We start from the raw sequence: 19,056 nt of genomic DNA on the forward strand, positions 1-19,056 counted from the left end.
GAATTGGAATTGCACATAGCAGCTATTGATTATCGAGTTCGATAGTCAAATTGAGACCATTCTTTGCGAAAAGGGATTGAGCGTTTTGTTGTACTTATTAGCTTTACCCAACAGCATTCAAAGGAATGTAGAAGCAATATGGAATCAGAGTTTTCTACTCCCACATGGGGCTTTCATATCTAAACAGCCCAGTAAATTACTAGAGAAACTGGATGCGCCTGTCACCACCGGGTTGTGTGCCGGAACCAATAAAGTGGAGACGTGAATACGCCCCTGAGAACCCGTCTGGCGATTTCTGCGGGCAAACTCGCAGCCGCCGCATCAAGGCTGGCTGGCCGTGGCGAAGGCATGATTATTGGCGGCACCGTTGCCCTCAAGATTTCTCCTCACGCGCTTGAAGATCTAGCACAGGGTCGTGTTGCAGCGCTTGTCTCAGCAACCAACGGCAAGACCTCCACTACTCGTCTCCTTGCCACTGCAATGAGCCAAGGTGGACCGATCTCTTCTCCCACCACTGGCGCCAACATGACTGAAGGCGCAGTGTGGGCTTTGGCCACCGGTGCACCAGGTGCTCAGGCTGTTCTTGAAGTGGACGAGGCTTATCTGCCTCGCATTGTGAAAGAGACACAGCCGAAGGTTGTGCTCTTGGCTAACCTCAGTCGTGATCAGCTCGACCGCATGAGCGAAGTGGCGATGCTCGCACGCAAGTGGCGCAAGATGATCGAAGAGAACCCCGAAGTTCTCATCATTGCCAACGCAGATGACCCCATTGTCGTCTTCGCTGCAGAGAAGGCTCAGAAGATTGTCTGGGTTGCTGCCGGTCAGGCGTGGACTGCTGACTCCTCGGTCTGCCCAGAGTGTGGAACCCTGCTGACGCGTGACGAGAAGACCTGGAGCTGCTCGGGCTGTGGTCGGAAACGACCTACTCCATCGTGGAACTTTGAGTGGAAAGCGACCAAGGGCAAGACCTCCGCAACTGCGGTTTCACCTTCTGGAGAAAAGTTTGATCTGTCCAACTTGAACTTGCCTGGTCGTTTCAATGCGTCTAATGCCACCATGGCCCTGGCTGCGTGTAGCGAGCTGGGTTACAACCTGCCCAAAGCAGTGGAACTCATGTCCACGGTCTCTGCTGTGTCTGGTCGCTATGCCATTGTTCAATCCGGTGCACTCAAAGTGCGCTTGCTGTTGGCCAAGAACCCCGCAGGCTGGAGTGAACTGCTCGACATCATGCCGCCAGCACCCACACCTGTGATTGTCATGATTAACTCGAACCATGCGGACGGCCGCGACCCGTCATGGTTGTGGGATGTCCCTTTTGAGCGTCTTGCCGGCCGCACGGTGATTGCTTCAGGCAATCGTCGACGTGACCTCGCTGTTCGATTACTCCATGCCGGCGTGGACTGCGTTGTGGTCGAGGACCCCTTTGCTCCAGAAGCAGAGTTGCCTGAGAGTGTGCGAAAGCTGGACGTCATTGACTGCGCTGCGACCTATACGGCGTTCCAGAAGATCCGTGTCGGTGCTCTTGAAGGAGCGGTGGACGCATGAGCAAGACTGTGAAAATTGCCTCCATCTATCCCACCCTTTTGGGCACCTATGGTGACGGCGGAAATGTGGCTGCTTTGCGCCACATTGCTGCACTGCATGGCATCACGGTGTCAGTTGACGAGGTATCACCCGGACAGAAAGTCCCCGCAAACGCAGATATTTACGTTCTGGGTGGCGGTGAAGACACCGCGCAGTCAGCAGCTGCAGCAGCTTTGCACGCCAGCGGAGCGCTCGCCGAGGGTGTTAAGAACGGCGCTGCTGTGCTTTCGATTTGTGCCGGGTATCAAATCTTGGGCCACACCTTCCTCGACGCTGAGGGCAAGCCTTCTTCAGGTCTTGGCTTACTTGATGTCACCACGGACCGCTTAGAGAAGCGTGCTGTCGGTGAGCTTGTGGCGCATCCCCTTTCGACAGGCCCCTCCGGAATCTCAGCCGTTCTCACTGGTTATGAAAACCATGGTGGTTTCACTCATCTGGGCTCCGGTGTTGAACCTTTTGCTTCGGTCACCTCGGGAATTGGTAACGGAGATGGCACAACCGAGGGTGCCATTAACGGCCGCGTCATCGGCACCTACCTGCACGGACCCTGCTTGGTTCGAAACCCCCAGGTAGCTGAACAACTTCTGAGTTGGGCTGTAGACTGCAAGCTTGAACATATTGTCGAGGCAGAAGTGGAGGCGCTCCGACGTGAGCGCCTGGACTTTGTGAGCAAGAGTAGGTAATCCCATGAGCACAACGGCCAACGCTGTCAAACCTGAAAAGACCTTCTTTGGTCAGCCCCGTCAGCTCACCACCATCTTCGGTGTGGAGATGTGGGAGCGGTTCTCCTTCTATGGAATGCAAGGCATCCTGCTGCTCTACATGTTCTATCCCATCGCCAAGGGTGGCCTCGGGATCGACGTCAAGGTCGCTACCGGCATTGTGGGTGCGTATGGTGGTGGCGTTTATCTCGCAACCATCCTGGGTGCCTGGCTTGCTGACCGCCTCTTCGGCAGTGAACGGGTGCTGTTCTATGCCGCCGTCATGGTCATGTTTGGCCACGTTGCCTTAGCTGTTCTGCCTGCTTATGTGGGTCTGACCGTTGGTCTGATCTTGATTGCTATCGGCGCCGGTGGCGTGAAAGCGAATGCAACCAGCATCGTGGGACAGCTCTATGCCCCGGGTGATGTGCGCCGCGATGCCGGATTCTCGCTGTACTACTTAGGTATCAACCTGGGTGCCTTTATTGGCCCTCTTGCTACAGGTTTCTTGCAGACCACCTATGGATTCCACTGGGGCTTCGGCTTGGCCGCGGTAGGAATGGCTGCTGGGTTGATCCAGTACTCGATTGGTCGTCGCAAGCTTCCCCCGCAGACCCGTGTTGTTCCTAACCCTCTTCCCTCCAACAAGAAGTGGCTGGTCTGGGCACTTGGCGCAGCAGGGTTAGCACTCGTTGTTCTGCTTGTTCTTTCTGGTGTCATCACCAGCGGAAACTTGGCAACCGTGATCATCATCGTGACCGCGGCAGCAGCCATTGCGTACTTCGTTGTGATCTTGGGTAGCAAACTCATCACGCCCATTGAACGCAATCGCGTGCTGGCCTTTATTCCGCTATTCATTGCCTGTGCTGCCTTCTGGTCGTTGTATCAGCAGCAGTTCACTGTTGTGACGGTCTTTGCGAATGACCAGTTGAATCTCAACATCTTTGGCTGGGACATGCCCGTCTCCTGGGTTCAGTCCATCAACCCGGTCTTCATCTTGGCGCTCTCTGGCGCATTTGCTGCGCTGTGGACCAAGTGGGGAACCAAGCAGCCCAGTACTCCCGTGAAGATGGGCCTGGGAACAATCGTGATGGGTATTGCCTTTCTGCTCTTCATCACGGTCTACAACGCAGCCCCTCACACCGCACCACTGCTGGCACTGGTCGCTATCTTGTTTGTGTTCACTATTGCTGAGCTGCTGATCTCACCGGTCAGCCTCTCTGTGAGCACCAAGCTCGCACCCACCGTTTTCCGCACCCAGATGGTGGCGCTGTTGTTTCTTTCCAAAGCGTTAGGTACCGCAATGTCGGGGCAGCTTGCAGGCCTCTATGACGAAAAGCACCCCGAGATGAACTTCGATTACTTCGCCTACTCTGGTCTGGCAGCTATCGGACTCGGTATTGTGCTCTTACTCATTCGTAAATGGGTACTCAAGCTGATGGAAGGCGTTCGCTAATGATCACGACAGAGTTCACGGATGCTCAGGGCGTCGTCATCACCTATGACGTGTACTCGGTTTCGAACCCTCGCGCCGTGGTTCAGATCATGCACGGACTCGGTGATCACGCGGGTCGCTATGCCCACGTTGCTGCCGCTCTGAATTCAGCTGGCTACTCTGCTTATGTTCCTGACCAGCGCGGCCACGGCCGCACGGGCGTCAAGCAGTTTGGCGGGGATCTCTCCAGGCTCGGCAAGCTGGGCCCCGGTGGTTTCCGCGCCGCTGTTGCTGACTTCACCGAGATGACCAACATCATTCGCGCCGAAAACCCTGGTGTTCCCATCGTGCTCCTCGGTCACAGCATGGGCTCGTTGATGGGGCAAGTGCTCATCAACGACCACGCCGCGGACTATGCCGCTGTGGTGTTTTCCGGCAGTGCCTACCGCCAGCCTGGTTCGATGAATGCAGGCAAGCTGAATAAGCGTTTTGATGCTCCCGGTTGCACTGGACACGAGTGGCTCAGCCGTGACCCTGCCGTCTGGAAGTCGTTCCAGGAAGACCCCTGGACTTTCGAAGCAGACACTCTCAAGCTTTATGGTCTTGCCGATGGCTTACGCCTGTTCGGCAAGCCTGCCAAAGACATGGCTCAAGTTCCCCTGCTGTTGATTGTGGGCGAAGAAGACCCGCTCGGCGGCAAGCCCAGCAACATCAAGCTGGCAGAAAGCTATATCGAGCGCGCTGGCCAGATGGATGTGACCGTGGGAATCTATCCCGAGGCTCGTCACGAAATCTTCAACGAGACCAATAAAGAACAGGTCATCGATGACATGATCTCGTGGATCTCTGAGCGAGTAGCGTCCTAGCTAGACAATGCGGCACGTGTTGCCGAGTTCAGCATCCACACCGCCTGAACGCGCCTTCTCCACATAGTTGGGGTGAAGATCCAGCCATTGCGTGACAAACCAGCAACCCGAGGTCACCTTCTTGTCGGTAGTGGCAATGATGTCGTCGATGGTGTTTCGAACCAGCACCGCACCGAGCCCCTCATTACGGTGAGCAGGGTCAATGAAGGTGCCGGTAATCATGATGTCACCTTCGCGAGAAACATAGTGGGCGACGCCCACTTCCTTCTCATCGCTCAAGATGACGTAGCGACTTTGTCCTGGCTGGTGAACTACTTCAGTGCTCATAGAACGAGCCTAGGACGATAACTGCGAGAATAGGCGAGTGAGTTCAGCAAACGGTCGCATCATCGAGGGAAACAACCTCGAAGTTTTGGCGACACTGCCGGATGAATCTGTCACACTGATTTATATCGACCCTCCCTTCAACACGGGGCGTGAGCAGAGTCGCAGCAAGGTGACTTCGGTCCTTGCTGCGGATGATTCCACCAAAGGCTTGGTGGGTTTCAAGGGCAAGAGCTATGAGCGCACCCGCAGTGATTTGATGAAGTATGACGATCGCTTTGATGACTACTGGGCTTTCTTAGAGCCTCGCCTGCGCGAGGCTTGGCGTCTGCTCGCAGATGATGGCACGTTGTATTTGCACCTCGACTACCGCGAGGCTCACTATGCCAAGGTGATGCTGGATGCGCTCTTTGGCCGTGATTCTTTTATCAACGAGCTGATCTGGGCTTATGACTACGGCGCGAAGGCGAAGGGTCGCTGGCCAGCCAAACACGACACCATCTTGGTTTATGTGAAGAACCCCAAGAACTACTACTTCAACTCGGAAGAAGTCGACCGCGAGCCCTATATGGCTCCCGGTCTCGTCACCGCGGAGAAGGCAGCCAAAGGCAAACTTCCTACCGATGTCTGGTGGCACACCATCGTCTCTCCCACGGGCAAAGAGAAGACCGGTTATCCCACGCAAAAGCCCGAAGGCATTTTGCGCCGCATCGTTCAGGCATCCAGCCGTGAGGGTGACACCGTGCTCGACTTCTTCGCCGGCAGCGGAACCACGGGAGCGGTGGCAGCGGCCCTCGGCCGCAACTTCATCTTGATTGATCAAAACCCCGAAGCGCTCGCCGTGATGCGGTCGCGCTTCGCCCCTCTCGAAGGAGCTGTTCGCTTTGAGTAATGCTGAACTTCCCCGCACAGACGAGCTGCGCGTCAAGCGCATTCCTGAGAAGCAGGTCTTTGACCGCGATGCGCTCAATGCCCTTCTCGATGAAGCCATCGTGGGCCACGTTGCAGTCCTGCGCGGGGATCAGCCCGTGGTTCTTCCTGTGGGTATCGGCCGCGATGGCGACACTTTGCTGATTCATGGTTCTACCGGCTCAGGTATCTTCCGCGAGATGGCGGACGGACGTCCGCTGTCTGTCGCCGTGACGTTGCTTGACGGACTTGTCTATGCTCGCTCGGCTTTTGAAAGCTCTATTCACTACCGCTCAGCTGTGATTATGGGCAGCGCAGCTGTCGTTGAAGGTGACGAGAAGCTCGAAGCTCTCGCCATTCTCACCAACCACATGATGCCTGGACGCTGGGAAGAAGTTCGCGAGACCACCAAGAAAGAATTGGCAGCAACCATGGTGCTTCGTGTTCCACTCGAGCGAGTCAGCGTTAAGGTTAGCGACGCAGGACCAGATGAATTCGAAGATGATGGTGATGACCGCTCCATCTGGGCAGGAGTGCTCCCACTTCGCATCGTTGCGGGGGAGCCTTATGCCTCAGAAATGACCCCGGAGGGAACTCCAGTTTCTCCTTCGGTTATTGCTCAGACGCAGCGCCTAAGCTAAAGACTTAAATAACCGTTCATATTCTCGGCAGATGTGGAAAGAGAAACACATGTCAGGCACACCAGATGAAATAGAGATTGACGACGACGAGCTTGAGCTGGCTGCTGGCGGAATCATTCTTTCGAAAAACCCGTCTCAAACAGGAAATAGCTCCTATAGCTACAACTCGACTATCTATTTCCAAGCAAGCACCACCGACACCATTACATAGGAGAGCGCCATGTCAGAAAAGCCTGATGAGGTTGAAATCGACGATGACGATCTTGAGTTGGCTGCCGGAGGATTGAAAAACATCACGTCAAACTCGACGTATTACTTCAACTCGACAATCTATTTTCAATCAAATAACGACAATAAGTAATCCCTGCCCTTTTATTGATAGGGGCTTAACACGTAGTCTCACATCACAAGCTCGAGAATCTTTCTAGAGAAATGAAAGTTATATGCCAGAGAAACCTGAAGAAGTAGAAATTGATGATGAAACTCTCGAGCTCGCTGCAGGTGGGTTTGCCTTCACAAAACCTGTGAACACAACTGCGGTTTAGCCCATTTTGCAGACCGTGAAGCGCTAAAAATAAGAGGATTGAACATGCAGGAGAATTCAGCTGAAGTTGAAATTGGCGACGATGCTCTAGAAATTGCCGCAGGCGGGGTAATCAAGCCAGTTAACACGACCATCCCAACTACGTATAAAGAACCGCATTAGTCATAATTTTGTGAACTGCCCCACACCGTACAGCAAATAATCACGCAGCCGCCCTACGAAGGAGACCATTCATGGAATCTGTATCGCCAGAACCTCAGGAACCAACTACTTCAGAAATTGAACTTGACGATGATGCTTTGGAGCTGGCTGCAGGGGGCTCTTCGGGTAGCGGGATGATGAACTCAACAGAAATCGTCTACGCCTCAACTTTCATCCCATTTGACTCCTCGTTTTAAGTGAGCTCTTCCACGCCCCACGTACTCCTCGCAACACCCGTTGCAGGTGGAGTTATTGCGCATCAATACCTGCACTCTGTGCTGAAGCTTCAACGACACTTTGATGCTTTGGGGTGGACCCTTGAGGTCGTTACTCAACCCGATGGGCTTGTTACCCGAAGTAGAAATAGCTTTGCCAGCGTTGTGGTGCGCAATGAGAAATTCACGCACCTACTCATGCTTGATGCGGATGTCACCGTGGAACCGGAGGGAATTGAACGCATTATTCGTTCAGGCCATGATTTCGTAGGCTGTGTCGTTCCGTTCCGAGAAGTTGATTGGGACAAGGTACGTTCTCATCTGGACATGATTCCTGATGCCAGCGCTCAACAATTGAAGACGATGTCCACAAAATATGCTCTATGGCCAGAGAGCAAACAGAAGTCAGTGAATGGTTTTATTCCAGTTCATGCCATTGGATCGGCCATCATGCTTCTGTCGCGTTCGGCTCTGATGAAGATTTCTGAAAGTGAACTTGTCAGTTATGCAACCGAAGGTCTGTATGCATCTGACGGCCACAAAGAAGGCTGGACATTCTTTGATCCGTTTGTTGATGCACAGGGTGTGTATTTATCTGAGGACTATGCCCTCTGTCAGCGATGGCGATCTTTGGGAGGAACGGTGTGGGCAGACTTGCGCACTCCCACTCATCACATTGGCCCCGTCCACATTGAAGGCAACATCGAAGCAAGTTTGAACGCGGCTTCTGAATACACTCGTGCAGCCCGAAGCAAGAAGAGCTCTGATTAAACCAGCTGGCGTGAAGCGAGTTGAGTAAACGCTCCACCCAGTGCCATCAATTCTTCGTAGCTGCCCATCTCGATAACATTTCCTTTATCGAGAACGATAATCTGATCTGCCTTGCGAATGGTGCTGAGGCGGTGTGCCACCACAATTCGGGTGGAGCCGAGTTTCTCAATCGATTCAGAAACAATGTTCTGGGTGTGATTATCCAGTGCGCTTGTTGCCTCGTCCAAGATGAGAATTCGAGGCTCTCTGACCAAAGCTCGAGCAATCATCAGGCGTTGCTTCTGTCCACCTGAGAAAGTGCTGGCACCGTCGCTGATGACGGTTTGCATGCCCATGGGCATTTCGCGGATGTCTTGAGCAATACCCGCACGTTCTGCTGCACGCCAGGCGTCTGTCTCATTACTGCCAGGAGCGCTAGCCAGAATATTTTCCAGGATTGTTCCGGGAATCAGTGCAGATTCCTGAGGAACGATACCCATCTGGGCAAGGACAGCAGATCGATCCAGCGAGCTGAGCGCTTGACCGTCATAGAGCACTGTTCCAGAATCCGGTGTTTCCAAGCCCAAAAGCAGCCTAATGATTGTGGACTTACCGGAACCACTTGCTCCCACGATGGCTGTCATCGTTCCGGCAGGAACATTAAATGACACATCGTTAAGGATGTTCATCTCGGGGATGTAACCAAAGTTGACGCTGTCGAAACTGACTCGTCCTGCGAGAACGCCAGGGTCACCACCTGCATTACCTAATGGTTCAGGTTCAGCGTCCAGAAGGGGTTTGAGGGAGACGATGCTGGGCCATGCAGAAACAAGGCCAATAGCCAAAGGCAACAGGCCTACTATGGCGGCGGCGGCTGATGCCGAGGCTGATGTGGCTGTGGTGAATTCACCAATAGTGAGATTGCTGGCACCGGTTGCTTCTGAAACCACAAGAATGATGGGAACCAACGCTGTGGGGAGACCCGAGATGAGGCCCATGATGAGGTTTGTCTGGCTCACGTCACGAAGTGCGATGTGCATCTTGGCAAAACGGTAGGTCCAGCGAGAGAACATTCGTTCTTCCGCTCCTGCGGTTCGGATTTTAGAAATCCCAACAAGCATCGAGAAAGTCAACCCGGTGAGCTCAATGTTTGATTCAGTTTGACGACGAGCATTCTTTCCCAGTTTGGGAAGCATGGCTAAGCCGATCACGAGTGCGAGTACTGCAAGCCCGACTACTCCAGATGCAAGACCAGGACTCAAATAGCCGAGAACTATAACGCTGCCGATCAGTGCGCCCACTGCAGAAATAATGGAAGGCACGATTGAAGCCATGGAGCTTCGGAATATCCCGGCACCGGCAATACGTTCACCAAGTTCACCAGGAACGTTCTCGCGGTGGAAGGAAGCAGGTAGGCGGAAGACGCGTTCATAGATGGCTTCTGTGATGCGGATACCAAACCGCGCAGACAGACGTTGCACGATGAGGCCCTGGCTTGCTGCAATCAAGGTGGTCATGACCGCAATCAGGATCAAAATCACCATCAACACAACAATGCTCTGTGCCTCACCCGCCGGCACCAACTCACCGATGATCAGACCGCTGGTGACGGGAACAATCATTCCAATCACGATAGAAATGACCGCCGTTGCAACCAGGAACATCACATCGCGCAAGGATCCATGGCTCCAACCCAGACGAATGAGTTGTTTCACCCCAGAGGGACCATCTTGCAGGGAAGGAACCAATGCCCAGGCGTGGGTATCAATATCCCGCGCAACCTCAGCAGTGACTGTCACTGTTCCACCGTTCGACAGATGCAGCGTCGATCGAACTCCCCGTGGAATAATCGCTACCCATTCGCCGCGGAAGTTGACCAACAGTGCTTCAGATTGTGCAATCCACCAGTTCTTTTCTGATGTGAGGTCAATCTTCCGGACGGCAATTCCCAGAGCTCTGGCCGCGTGATCGGGAGTCCGCGGGTGTGTTCTTAAAGCAGGGGAGATTCGAGACTTGGGAACAATGTTTCCTTCGAATTCTGCGCACCGCAGAACCGCATTGATGAGGTCATTTTCCGTGGATTCGTGTGCTCCAACGCGACCGCCTTCAACAACACTTCTCACCGCGTGTTGAGCTGAATCTGCTTGGCTCATTCGGAACCCACTAATTCTGCGTAGTGCCCGCCTGTGGAGAGCAGTTCCTCGTGTGTTCCACGCTCAACAACAACACCCTTGTTCATCACAATGATTTCATCGCAGTCGCGCACAGTAGATAAGCGGTGAGCAATGATGAGCAGACCTGAGCCTGAAGCTAACAAGGAGTTCATCACTTGTTCTTCAACAATGGGATCAAGGGCACTGGTTGCTTCATCTAAGACAACGATGCCGGGTTTGCGCAGCATGACGCGCGCAATCTCTAGGCGTTGACGTTGGCCGCCTGACATGTTGCGACCACCATCGGCGAGAGTAGATTCATACCCGCCTGGGCGCGACTCTATTTCGTCGGCGATGGAAGCAGCTTGGGCAGCAGCCTTGACGTCTGCCGTATCAATCAAGTCATCAAACATCGTGATGTTGTCTCGGATGCTGCCGGCAAACAGAACAACGTCTTGTTCGACGTATCCGACAGACTGTGCGCGAATGGCAGGGGCCGTTTCTCCAACGGGGACACCATCTAGCAACACCTCACCGCTGGTGGGGTGTAATAATCCGACGACTAATCGTGCTGCGGTGGACTTGCCACTTCCAGAAGCTCCGACAAGCGCGACACGTTTACCTGGCTCTAACCGAAATGAGAGAGAATCAACGCTGGGTTCAGCCAAGGGTGAGTATCGGAACGTGACGTTCTTGACCTCAAGAACTCCGTTACCTTCAGGCTGTTCAGTGCCGACAATTTCCTCACGCTGCTGCAGGAGGTCATCCAGCCGAGTAATCCAGGTGCGAGCCTGCTGAAGTGTGTCGATAGCTGACGACCACAGCCCGATGGGGCGCATAAATATCGGAATTAATGCCATCACTGCTATGTAGGCACCGACAGAGAGCGAGCCACTTTCAACAAGAAGTCCGCCCACGCCTATGACGAGCGCTCCAGCAATCGTACTGACCAGTCCGGGAAGCATGCCCAACACGGAAGAAGACATCATCAGGTCGTTGTTGACACTGTTGACTTTGGCGTAGTGTCCAAGCACTGTGCGCATTGCATGTTCTTCACCGCCGGTTGCTTTGATGGTTTCGATGGAACGAAGCGAATAACTCGTGGCACCGGCATAAGCCGCGTTTTCTTGCCCGAGCCGACCGGAGAGCGTGATGCGCTTGGACTGCACAGCTCTCACGGTGAGTAGAACAGTTCCCGCCGCGAGCAAAGCGATGACGGCAAGTTGCCAAGAGAAGGCAAAGAGCGCAAAACCTACGGCAATGGAAGTAATGAATCCCACCGCTGCAGGAACAATCGTTCCGGCAACAATGAGAGAAACAGAATCAATGAGCTGCAGACGTGCCGCAATTTCTCCGGGATAGCGCTGGGCATAAAAGGACGTGGGTAACCGCAGGGCTCTCCTGACAAGAATCTGAGCTTCTCGTACCGTCATTGCTTGAGTGAGTTTTCTGGAAACGACGCTTTGCCAGACGCCCAACAGCATTCCCAAGCCCAAACTGGCGCTCATGATCATGAGGGCAATGCCCGCCCATTCGGTCAGGCCCGCGATGAGGTATTGCTGAACGAACGCTTGCAATGCCAGCGGGCCAAGCAAGGCAGGAACTGCTGAAATGAGGCCACCAACAAGCAGGAAAGCGATGCCGCTGCCCATACTTTGTATGCGCCACTTCATGGAGGCCAACGTACTGGGAGCAGAGCCACCCTGTGTAAATTCTGCAGTGGGCTTCATTCGCAAGATAAGGCCGGTAAATGATTTGTCTGCCTCTTCCCAACTAATCAGAACCCGACCGCGCGCGGGATCGTTGAGAAAAACACCCTTACTTGAGGTTCCTTCGACAACGACGAAGTGGGCAAAATCCCAATAGGCGATGACCGGAGAAGTTTGATTGGCCAGCGATTCAAGGGAGATGCTGACGCCTTTTGCCTCCAGGCCGTACTGTCGTGCCGCCTGGACAACACTTTTAGCGCTGGCGCCGTCTCTCGAGACACCACATGCGACGCGCAAGTTCTCTAGAGTTTCCCACTTACCGTAGTGGGCGAGAATCATGGCCAGAGAGGCTGCACCGCACTCGGTGACCTCCATCTGAAGGACAGTGGGAACAGCAACTCGGTTTTTACGAAGCGAGTGGGTAAACGCTAATTCTTCTTCTAATTGTTGGGGAGTTGGTTTTGGTGCAGTATGCGCTTCAGTAGGCACGTGCCCTTTCCTTCCTGCTCCGCTGACAATCAGTGTTGTACTTGCCTCAAGGCTACAATCTAAATGTGTTCAGGAATCGTGCAATGAGTAAAGAGCCAACGGGTGACGTTGATCGTCCATTCAAGCTCGTCACCACACCAGCACGATTTGGTCTGCTTATTGCTCTCGTCGCGGCAGTTTGCGGTCTGCTCTGGCTCTTCGGTGGTCAGCTTGCCGTCAAGGCACCGGCTATGGGCGTGATGGTCAACCCCCCGGGAAATGTTGAAGTTTTCTCCACGGTCAGTGGAACAATCGAAAACAACCTGATCCCAAGTGGAACCCCGGTTCTTAAAGGAGATGTCCTCGCCACCGTCAAAACACCTGAAGGTGATTTTGTTGACATTTCTTCACCTATTGATGGAAAAGTGGTCTCCCTTTCCACAACTGAATTTGCCTTGATATCTGCTGGCAGCCCTGTTGTGACATTGGCCCACAACACGGAGCCCATGATTGGGTTGATCTTTGTTCCGTCCACCGCCATGGATGATGTTGTTCCAGGACTCAAGGTGGAAGTCAGCCCTGACACCACTGATCTGACTCAAGCAGGATACATCGTTGGAAAAGTAACAAAAGTTGACCCACTTCCTGTCACCGTCGAACGCTTGCAGCTCATCTTGGGTGACACAGGCCAGGCCCAGCAGCTTCTTGCGGCAGGTCCCGTCCAAGAAGTTTTCGTTGAACTTGAACAAGATCCTCAGGGTGCACTGGGCCTCTACTGGTCTGGTGAAGGCCCTGCTGCCGCAGAAGATATCTCTAGCGGCACGATTGTCGAAGCCAAAATCATCCTCAGAAATCAGACTCCCTGGGAAGCTTTCACAGGAAATTAATCCAGATGAATCTTGCCTCTAAGGACCGACTGAGCTCGTGTAACGTGACTCTTCATGTCCTCTTCTGAGCAGTTTTGCCACCAGTTCAACAGCTGTAGATTTCTTTGATAATGGGCATGTCCGCTTCGTGAACGAATGTCTCGATCGTGCCACAAGTGAAACGCGGGCTCGTTCTTCAGTACTTTCACGGTCGCACCAGTACGCACAAACGCGGCACTGAGCGCGTCATCTTCGCCACCCCAGCCTTGAAATCTTTCATCCATACCGCCAACGGAAAAGTAGCGGGCTCGTTGCATGATCACGATTCCACCACACAAGGGAATCACATCCCCATTTCGGGAATCATCTCGATCTGTCTGAGCGGGCTGAGGAAGGACTGCGCTCTGAAGATAAGTGTCTCGCTGGTCTTCCGCAAGCTCTATTAATCTGCTGAAGGGGCGAATGACGTCGTCATGGCTTGCGACCCGGTTCAGGGTAGCCATGAAGGTCCGTGAATCCATCAGTGTGTCGGCGTCAACAATCGCGATGACGTCATCGGTTGATGCCGAGAACCCACGATTGATGGCGCATGCCTTATTGAAAGAACCTGTACTTTCTGTGAAAACACGGATGACACCAGCAGGTACGCTCAATTCTCTATCAGGTTGCTCAGCATGTTCCGACAACAGCACCGTGATGTTCAGCTCACTCAGCCACCTCAACACAGCCTCGGCGTTGATGCGCCGATTACCTGAAAGGTCAACCCGGTAGGGAACAATCGCAACAGCGGTCATTTCGAACCTTGAGCAAGCAGTGCCCGTGCACCACTCAACGAGTGACCAAAGGAACCAGCAGTGGTGGCCATGATGTGCCCTCCCGCAGCGCGCCAGCGCTCGCAGAATGCAACATCTCCTGAGGCAACGCGGTGTGAAGTAATCACAGAGTCAAAGAAACCCCAGTAATGCTCCAAGTATTCGATTCTTTGGTCGCCCACAAGTCCGCGGTATCTGGTCACGTGATTGCTGGCGGAAAGCTTCTCTATTCCTCCCCGCGAAAGCACTACAGCAGACATACTGGTGTGGAGGGCCTCAAAGTAGCCGTTACTTTGAATGCGAGGGCGTTCTACACCCTCAAATATGACGTTGTAGGTATAGGCAAAACCGGATAGTTGCTCTGGGCTTAACCCTGAAGAGGCTGAGGCTTTATTCCAGTTGGGCTCCTCTTGCTTCACAGGAATGGTGACGAAGTCATGTTGACTGCTCATGATGTGGTCTAACGACACTTCCGTTACCGCACGGGTGGAATAAGTGTTTCCGTCGAGCAATAGGAGATGTGAGAACTCATCTCGCAAGAGCATGGCACTGAGCGCTCGATTACGAGAGAGGGCAAAGTCAGGCTGTGGATCAATGACGAGGCGATGTTTCACCTCTGCCAGCTCTAAGACTTTCGTCATGGTGGTGATATTTTTTAACGTTTCGACCGACACCGACTCCCCGGGCGCCCTCACTGAAATTAACAAGGATTTTTGTGAAACAGGTATGGCCTGAAACTCGACCAGAAGCCCCGATTTGTGAAGTTCTTGCAGGGCTTTCTGGATTTCAGGAAAGGGGTCGTGATGCAGATCAAAGAGGGCTTGTACCGTTTGCGAAATACCACGAGGAGAATTGTGGCCGTTAGAAAGCACAAGAACCATATATGCGGTTCGATTAATCCAGGTGACAAGTTCGGAGCCAGGAAGCGTGACGAGATAGCCCTCGTGCGTGGGAACAATCGTGAGGTTGTCTCGCTTTGTGGGGTGTGCGTGAGAAGTCATGTGGGGAGCACCTTTTCTACTGCCAAGGATATGTGATGCCGAGAACTGCTCAATGAGTAATGGTCTTGCCACAGCTGATGGCCATCTTGTGCCAGAGACCTTGCGAGATCTGGGCTGTGAAGAAGAGATGCGCAGGCAGCGGCGAATGCGGATGCTGAATCAGCAATCAGCGCACCTTGGGTGTTGAGGATTCCCTCTATACCCATGCTTGTAGTGACGACGGGAGTGTGGTGAGCCCACGCCTCAAGGATTTTGATCCGTGTTCCAGATCCAGCGAAGAGGGGAACTATCGCTACGTGTGCTGTGCGGTACCACGACGAAACTTCTGGAACATTTGCATGAATGCGAACGAGTGAACTCTGGTAACTCAAGAGTTCTGGGGTGGGGTTTGCTCCAACTAGTGTCACACGCACCCCCGGAAGTAACGGCACCACCTCTGTGATGAACCAGAGCAGGCCTTCCTCGTTTGGGGCATATCCCAAGGTTCCCACAAAAAGGAGGTCTGTCGTCTTGGCGGTTGACTCTTGGGAGGGTGATTCAGGGGCTCGGCTGGCGTTGGGAATGGTCATCACATTCGCAGAAACAACATCGCTGAGATGCGGAATAGAACTGTGTGGCTGAGCAAAAGTAACCAGGTCAAACCTCCTACTCAACTCTGAAGTTTTCCTGATGATGTCCTCTGTGAGGTGTTGATTACCCAGGCGCTCTTCACGGACCCAGTCGACATCATCAAGATCAAGAATGGATGGCAGCCTGTGAAGTGAGGTTGCTGCAGTGAGCTCGGCCGTGACTAGCCTGAATACCACCACGAGCGCTGCAGCGCGCGCGAGGTTATGCAACTTGTCTATATCGCTCTCTCCGATCCTAATGTTGTAAAGTCCTGTCTCACTAGCTAACGGGGTCAGGATATTGATTGTCGAAGCGGAGTGGCGAGCAAAATCTGGTGCGCTGGGATGGGCGGGATATATCGGAACCACCACGAGATCCACATCAAAATCTTGAGACAAACATTCCAGCCATATTCCAGCTCGCATGGACAACCCATTGCCTGTTTTGCCTGGAACAAGCGGGGTGATGAGTATCGCTCGCTTTTTCATTCAGGAAGATGCAATATTTCGAGGTTGGGCATTCCCCAGGTTTCATGACCCATATCTTTAGCCATGATGGCAAGTCCCTCCGTTTCAGATTCTCCTCCACCGACTCCGACAACTTCGTTGCGGCTTCGAGAATAGGGAGAACGAACACCGTAAGGGAATGCAGGAAAGACCAGGCCGTCTCTGTGAATGTCTGCCTTGATCAAAATCATGGTGCCACCGATGCCCTCGAGGCGAACGAGGTCGTGAGACCTCATGCCATGCATAAATAAGGTGCCATCCTGTCTCCACGCATTTCCGTCATAGGCCTTGCCGCCTAATTCGATAACGCAGTTGGGGTGGACGATAGATTTCCCCGTTGCGACCATGCGTGTTAATACGTCCGGTGGGAACCACGACACATCGACATCAAGCCAGACGGCCCAGTCCTCATCTCTGAGTGCGGCGAACAACAAGTGGTTTCTACTTTTGGCCAACACAATTCGTCGGGGAGCTTGAATCGCATTAGCCCACCTGTGAAAACCGTTGGGAATCGAGAAGTCGAAGTTCTTCTCAACAATCGTGATGTTCCGATACCTCTTCTTGAGTTCTTCTTCTTTTTCCCGTAAAGCCTCGAGAGTCCCATCGTCGCTGTCGCTCACAAGGAATCCCAGACTGAGCGTGCGGGGGTCTTGTTCTAAGGAAGCGATATTTTCGAAGTAGCGATCGAGATGGCGCGCAGCATTTTTCAGGGGCGTCAGGATGACAAACGACTGCGACATTACTCAAATATAAGTGTTCGGGTTCTAGTCTGGATTCATGGTCGCGACGAACTCTGAGGCATCACAAGTTTCTGACGCATTAGAGTCACTCTCTGAAGAAGAGAGAGCCGAGCTGGTTGCTTTGGCAGAAGATTCTTCCTATGTGACTCCGAGAGTAATGAGCCATCTCAAGGAGTAGCTAGCCCTTACTTCTGAGAAGCTTGAGCTTTCTTCTTTGCCTGTGCGTCCGACTTTGCCTTGTGTGCCACACGGGCAGCTTCACGAGCTTCAGCTTCCTTGAGCTTGATGGCGCCGGTTGCGGTGCCAGGCTCAACCATGGAGCCCATCATTTCGGCTGAACGTTCGGCGATAAGGAGGGCATCTTCATCAGCTGCTTCCTGCATCGCAGACTTCTGACGAAGAGGAGTTGCCTTGAGGAACCAACTCAGGATGAAGGCGATTGCAACAACAACGAGACCAATTTGGTAGATGGTCACCGTTGCCTCGGCGAAGCCCACGAGGAAGGGCTTTGCCAGTGCCTCATTTGCGCCCACGAGGAACGAAGTGTCGCCATCGAGGGACGTTCCCACGGCAGTGGGGTCCTTATAGACGGCAAGGATGCCGGCATTAGCGGGGTTGGAGGTAATCGCAGGATCAGCCAATGCCTTGGCTACACCAGCAGTGATGGCAGGAGTTTCGAAGGCTTTCTTCAATGCTTCAGGGATGGTGTTGAAGAGCACAGAGAACAAGATTGCCGTACCGGCAGTTCCACCCATGGTGCGGAAGAAGGTGGAGGAACTGGTGGCCACACCAATATCGCGGGGACCGACCGAGTTCTGGCTGGCCACGGTCAAGGTCTGCATCAGCTGACCCAGGCCAGCGCCCATGAAGAACATGCCAACCATCACGAACCATAGGGGGCTATCCCAGGTGAGACGCGTGAAGAGCAAGAAGCCCAAGATCATGAAGGCAGTACCAATGCGGGGGAACCACTTGTAGCTTCCGGTCTTAGCCATAACCTGACCGCTCACGATGCTGGCAATCATCATGCCCAAGATCATGGGGAGCATGAGCAGACCACTCTCGGTGGGCGTCGCGCCCTTGACCAGCTGGAGGTAGAGAGGAATGGTCATCATGGCACCGAACATGCCAAAGCCCACGAACACACCCAAGATGGTGGACATCGTGAAAGTCTGCGATTTAAACATCTTCATCGGGATGAGTGCGTCATCGCCCATGGAGCGCTCGATCATGACGAAGGCCACCGCCGAGAAGACACCAATGAGGTAGCAAGAAATAGATGCGGTGGAGAGCCAGCCCCACTCGCGACCCTGCTCTGCAACAACTAACAGCGGAACGGTGGCAGTGATAACTGTTGCCGCACCCCACCAGTCAATCCGCACGCGGCGGTGAGTCTTGGGCAGGTGCAATGCCTTGAGAACAACAGCCAATGCCACGATGCCGATGGGCACGTTGATGAGGAAGACCCAGCGCCATCCGGTGATACCCAGGATGTCAGGAGTTCCGGACAGCAGACCGCCAATCAGGGGCCCAATAACCGAGGAGACACCAAATACAGCCAGGAAGAAGCCCTGGTATTTTGCACGCTCACGCGGCGCGAGCATGTCACCCATGATGGCCAGAGGCAACGCCATCAAACCACCCGCACCCAGACCCTGGATAGCGCGGTATCCGGCAAGGGCATACATCGAGTCGGCGGTTCCGGCCAGAAGTGAACCTAGAACGAATACCGAGATCGCAATGATGAACAGCGGGCGACGACCGAAGATGTCGCTGAGCTTGCCATAGAGCGGAGTCGAGATGGTCGACATGATCATGTAGGCGGTGGTGACCCACGCCTGCAGAGACATACCGTCCAGGTCATCGGCGATGGTGCGCATCGACGTGGAGACAACAGTCTGGTCCAGAGCGGAGAGGAACATGCCGGACATGAGTCCGATCATCACGAGAAGAATTTCTCGCTTGGACATGATCGATTCGCCGAGAGCGCGAGCGTCTGTTTTAGACATACCTAGCCTTAGG

The 19,056-nt window shown here is 53.7% G+C and carries 20 protein-coding genes; 12 read left to right on the forward strand and 8 right to left on the reverse strand.

All coding sequences use genetic code 11. The features are described 5' to 3' along the window. The first annotated feature begins 261 nt into the window (after positions 1-261). Genes AURMO_RS00310 through AURMO_RS00325 form a run of 4 tightly spaced genes read left to right on the forward strand, consistent with a single transcriptional unit; the run spans position 262 to position 4,586 of the window. Positions 262-1,545, forward strand: a complete 1,284-nt coding sequence (locus AURMO_RS00310; RefSeq protein ID WP_239406836.1) for a Mur ligase family protein — start codon at positions 262-264, stop codon at positions 1,543-1,545. Beyond that, the gene (locus tag AURMO_RS00315) at positions 1,542-2,267 is read left to right on the forward strand and encodes a type 1 glutamine amidotransferase (protein WP_110232622.1); all 726 of its coding nucleotides are present in this window, start codon (positions 1,542-1,544) and stop codon (positions 2,265-2,267) included. The genes AURMO_RS00310 and AURMO_RS00315 overlap by 4 nt, the downstream gene beginning before the upstream one ends. 4 nt (positions 2,268-2,271) lie before the next feature. Beyond that, a complete protein-coding gene (locus AURMO_RS00320) occupies positions 2,272-3,741 on the forward strand; it encodes a peptide MFS transporter (RefSeq protein WP_110232623.1) in 1,470 nt (489 codons plus the stop codon). After that, entirely contained in the window at positions 3,741-4,586 is an 846-nt protein-coding gene (locus AURMO_RS00325) for an alpha/beta fold hydrolase (RefSeq protein WP_110232624.1), read from the forward strand. The genes AURMO_RS00320 and AURMO_RS00325 overlap by 1 nt, the downstream gene beginning before the upstream one ends. Here the strand turns inward: AURMO_RS00325 and AURMO_RS00330 are convergent, their stop codons facing one another. Then, positions 4,587-4,913, reverse strand: a complete 327-nt coding sequence (locus AURMO_RS00330) for a GNAT family N-acetyltransferase (RefSeq protein ID WP_110232625.1) — start codon at positions 4,911-4,913, stop codon at positions 4,587-4,589. Between the two features lie 37 nt (positions 4,914-4,950). Here AURMO_RS00330 and AURMO_RS00335 point away from each other — a divergent pair, with 37 nt between their 5' ends. From AURMO_RS00335 to AURMO_RS00345, 6 genes are all read left to right on the forward strand, one after another. Further along, complete coding sequence (locus tag AURMO_RS00335) at positions 4,951-5,802, forward strand: DNA-methyltransferase (RefSeq protein ID WP_110232626.1); 852 nt, start codon at positions 4,951-4,953, stop codon at positions 5,800-5,802. Then, complete coding sequence (locus tag AURMO_RS00340; RefSeq protein ID WP_204163623.1) at positions 5,795-6,460, forward strand: pyridoxamine 5'-phosphate oxidase family protein; 666 nt, start codon at positions 5,795-5,797, stop codon at positions 6,458-6,460. Before AURMO_RS00335 ends, AURMO_RS00340 begins: the two co-directional genes overlap by 8 nt. Before the next feature lie 49 nt (positions 6,461-6,509). Further along, positions 6,510-6,671, forward strand: coding sequence for a hypothetical protein (locus AURMO_RS08840; RefSeq protein ID WP_162532612.1), 162 nt, complete (start codon positions 6,510-6,512; stop codon positions 6,669-6,671). A 9-nt stretch (positions 6,672-6,680) separates the two neighbouring features. Next, a complete protein-coding gene (locus tag AURMO_RS08845; protein WP_162532613.1) occupies positions 6,681-6,821 on the forward strand; it encodes a hypothetical protein in 141 nt (46 codons plus the stop codon). 416 nt (positions 6,822-7,237) lie between these two features. Beyond that, positions 7,238-7,402, forward strand: coding sequence for a hypothetical protein (locus tag AURMO_RS08850; RefSeq protein ID WP_162532614.1), 165 nt, complete (start codon positions 7,238-7,240; stop codon positions 7,400-7,402). Continuing rightward, entirely contained in the window at positions 7,403-8,191 is a 789-nt protein-coding gene (locus AURMO_RS00345; protein WP_162532615.1) for a glycosyltransferase family protein, read from the forward strand. It abuts the gene before it with no gap. Here AURMO_RS00345 and AURMO_RS00350 read toward each other — a convergent pair. Both AURMO_RS00350 and AURMO_RS00355 read right to left on the reverse strand, forming a co-directional pair. Next, positions 8,188-10,323, reverse strand: a complete 2,136-nt coding sequence (locus AURMO_RS00350; protein ID WP_110232628.1) for an ATP-binding cassette domain-containing protein — start codon at positions 10,321-10,323, stop codon at positions 8,188-8,190. The genes AURMO_RS00345 and AURMO_RS00350 overlap by 4 nt on opposite strands. Beyond that, on the reverse strand, positions 10,320-12,521 hold the full coding sequence (locus AURMO_RS00355; protein WP_110232629.1) for a cysteine peptidase family C39 domain-containing protein: 2,202 nt from the start codon (positions 12,519-12,521) through the stop codon (positions 10,320-10,322). The genes AURMO_RS00350 and AURMO_RS00355 overlap by 4 nt, the downstream gene beginning before the upstream one ends. Before the next feature lie 83 nt (positions 12,522-12,604). On the opposite strand from AURMO_RS00355, the gene AURMO_RS00360 reads away from it, so the two are divergent. Next, the gene (locus tag AURMO_RS00360; protein WP_110232630.1) at positions 12,605-13,387 is read left to right on the forward strand and encodes an HlyD family efflux transporter periplasmic adaptor subunit; all 783 of its coding nucleotides are present in this window, start codon (positions 12,605-12,607) and stop codon (positions 13,385-13,387) included. Here the strand turns inward: AURMO_RS00360 and AURMO_RS00365 are convergent. The 4 genes from AURMO_RS00365 to AURMO_RS00380 are packed head-to-tail and all read right to left on the reverse strand — an operon-like array spanning position 13,384 to position 17,034. After that, positions 13,384-14,160 (reverse strand): galactosyltransferase-related protein, encoded by a 777-nt coding sequence (locus tag AURMO_RS00365; RefSeq protein ID WP_110232631.1) that lies wholly within the window; start codon positions 14,158-14,160, stop codon positions 13,384-13,386. The genes AURMO_RS00360 and AURMO_RS00365 overlap by 4 nt on opposite strands. Next, positions 14,157-15,179: a hypothetical protein gene (locus AURMO_RS00370; RefSeq protein WP_110232632.1), complete on the reverse strand. Its 1,023-nt coding sequence runs from the start codon at positions 15,177-15,179 to the stop codon at positions 14,157-14,159. Before AURMO_RS00370 ends, AURMO_RS00365 begins: the two co-directional genes overlap by 4 nt. Further along, positions 15,176-16,276: a glycosyltransferase gene (locus tag AURMO_RS00375; protein WP_110232633.1), complete on the reverse strand. Its 1,101-nt coding sequence runs from the start codon at positions 16,274-16,276 to the stop codon at positions 15,176-15,178. The genes AURMO_RS00370 and AURMO_RS00375 overlap by 4 nt, the downstream gene beginning before the upstream one ends. After that, on the reverse strand, positions 16,273-17,034 hold the full coding sequence (locus AURMO_RS00380; protein WP_110232634.1) for a glycosyltransferase family protein: 762 nt from the start codon (positions 17,032-17,034) through the stop codon (positions 16,273-16,275). The genes AURMO_RS00375 and AURMO_RS00380 overlap by 4 nt, the downstream gene beginning before the upstream one ends. Positions 17,035-17,071: 37 nt before the next feature. Between AURMO_RS00380 and AURMO_RS08855 the strand changes: the two genes are divergently transcribed. Next, on the forward strand, positions 17,072-17,212 hold the full coding sequence (locus tag AURMO_RS08855; RefSeq protein WP_162532616.1) for a hypothetical protein: 141 nt from the start codon (positions 17,072-17,074) through the stop codon (positions 17,210-17,212). A 7-nt stretch (positions 17,213-17,219) separates the two neighbouring features. Here AURMO_RS08855 and AURMO_RS00385 read toward each other — a convergent pair whose 3' ends face one another. After that, a complete protein-coding gene (locus AURMO_RS00385) occupies positions 17,220-19,043 on the reverse strand; it encodes an MDR family MFS transporter (RefSeq protein WP_239406837.1) in 1,824 nt (607 codons plus the stop codon). Positions 19,044-19,056: the final 13 nt, after the last annotated feature.

Origin of the sequence: Aurantimicrobium photophilum, assembly GCF_003194085.1 — a bacterium.
GTDB classification, from domain to species: Bacteria; Actinomycetota; Actinomycetes; order Actinomycetales; family Microbacteriaceae; genus Aurantimicrobium; species Aurantimicrobium photophilum.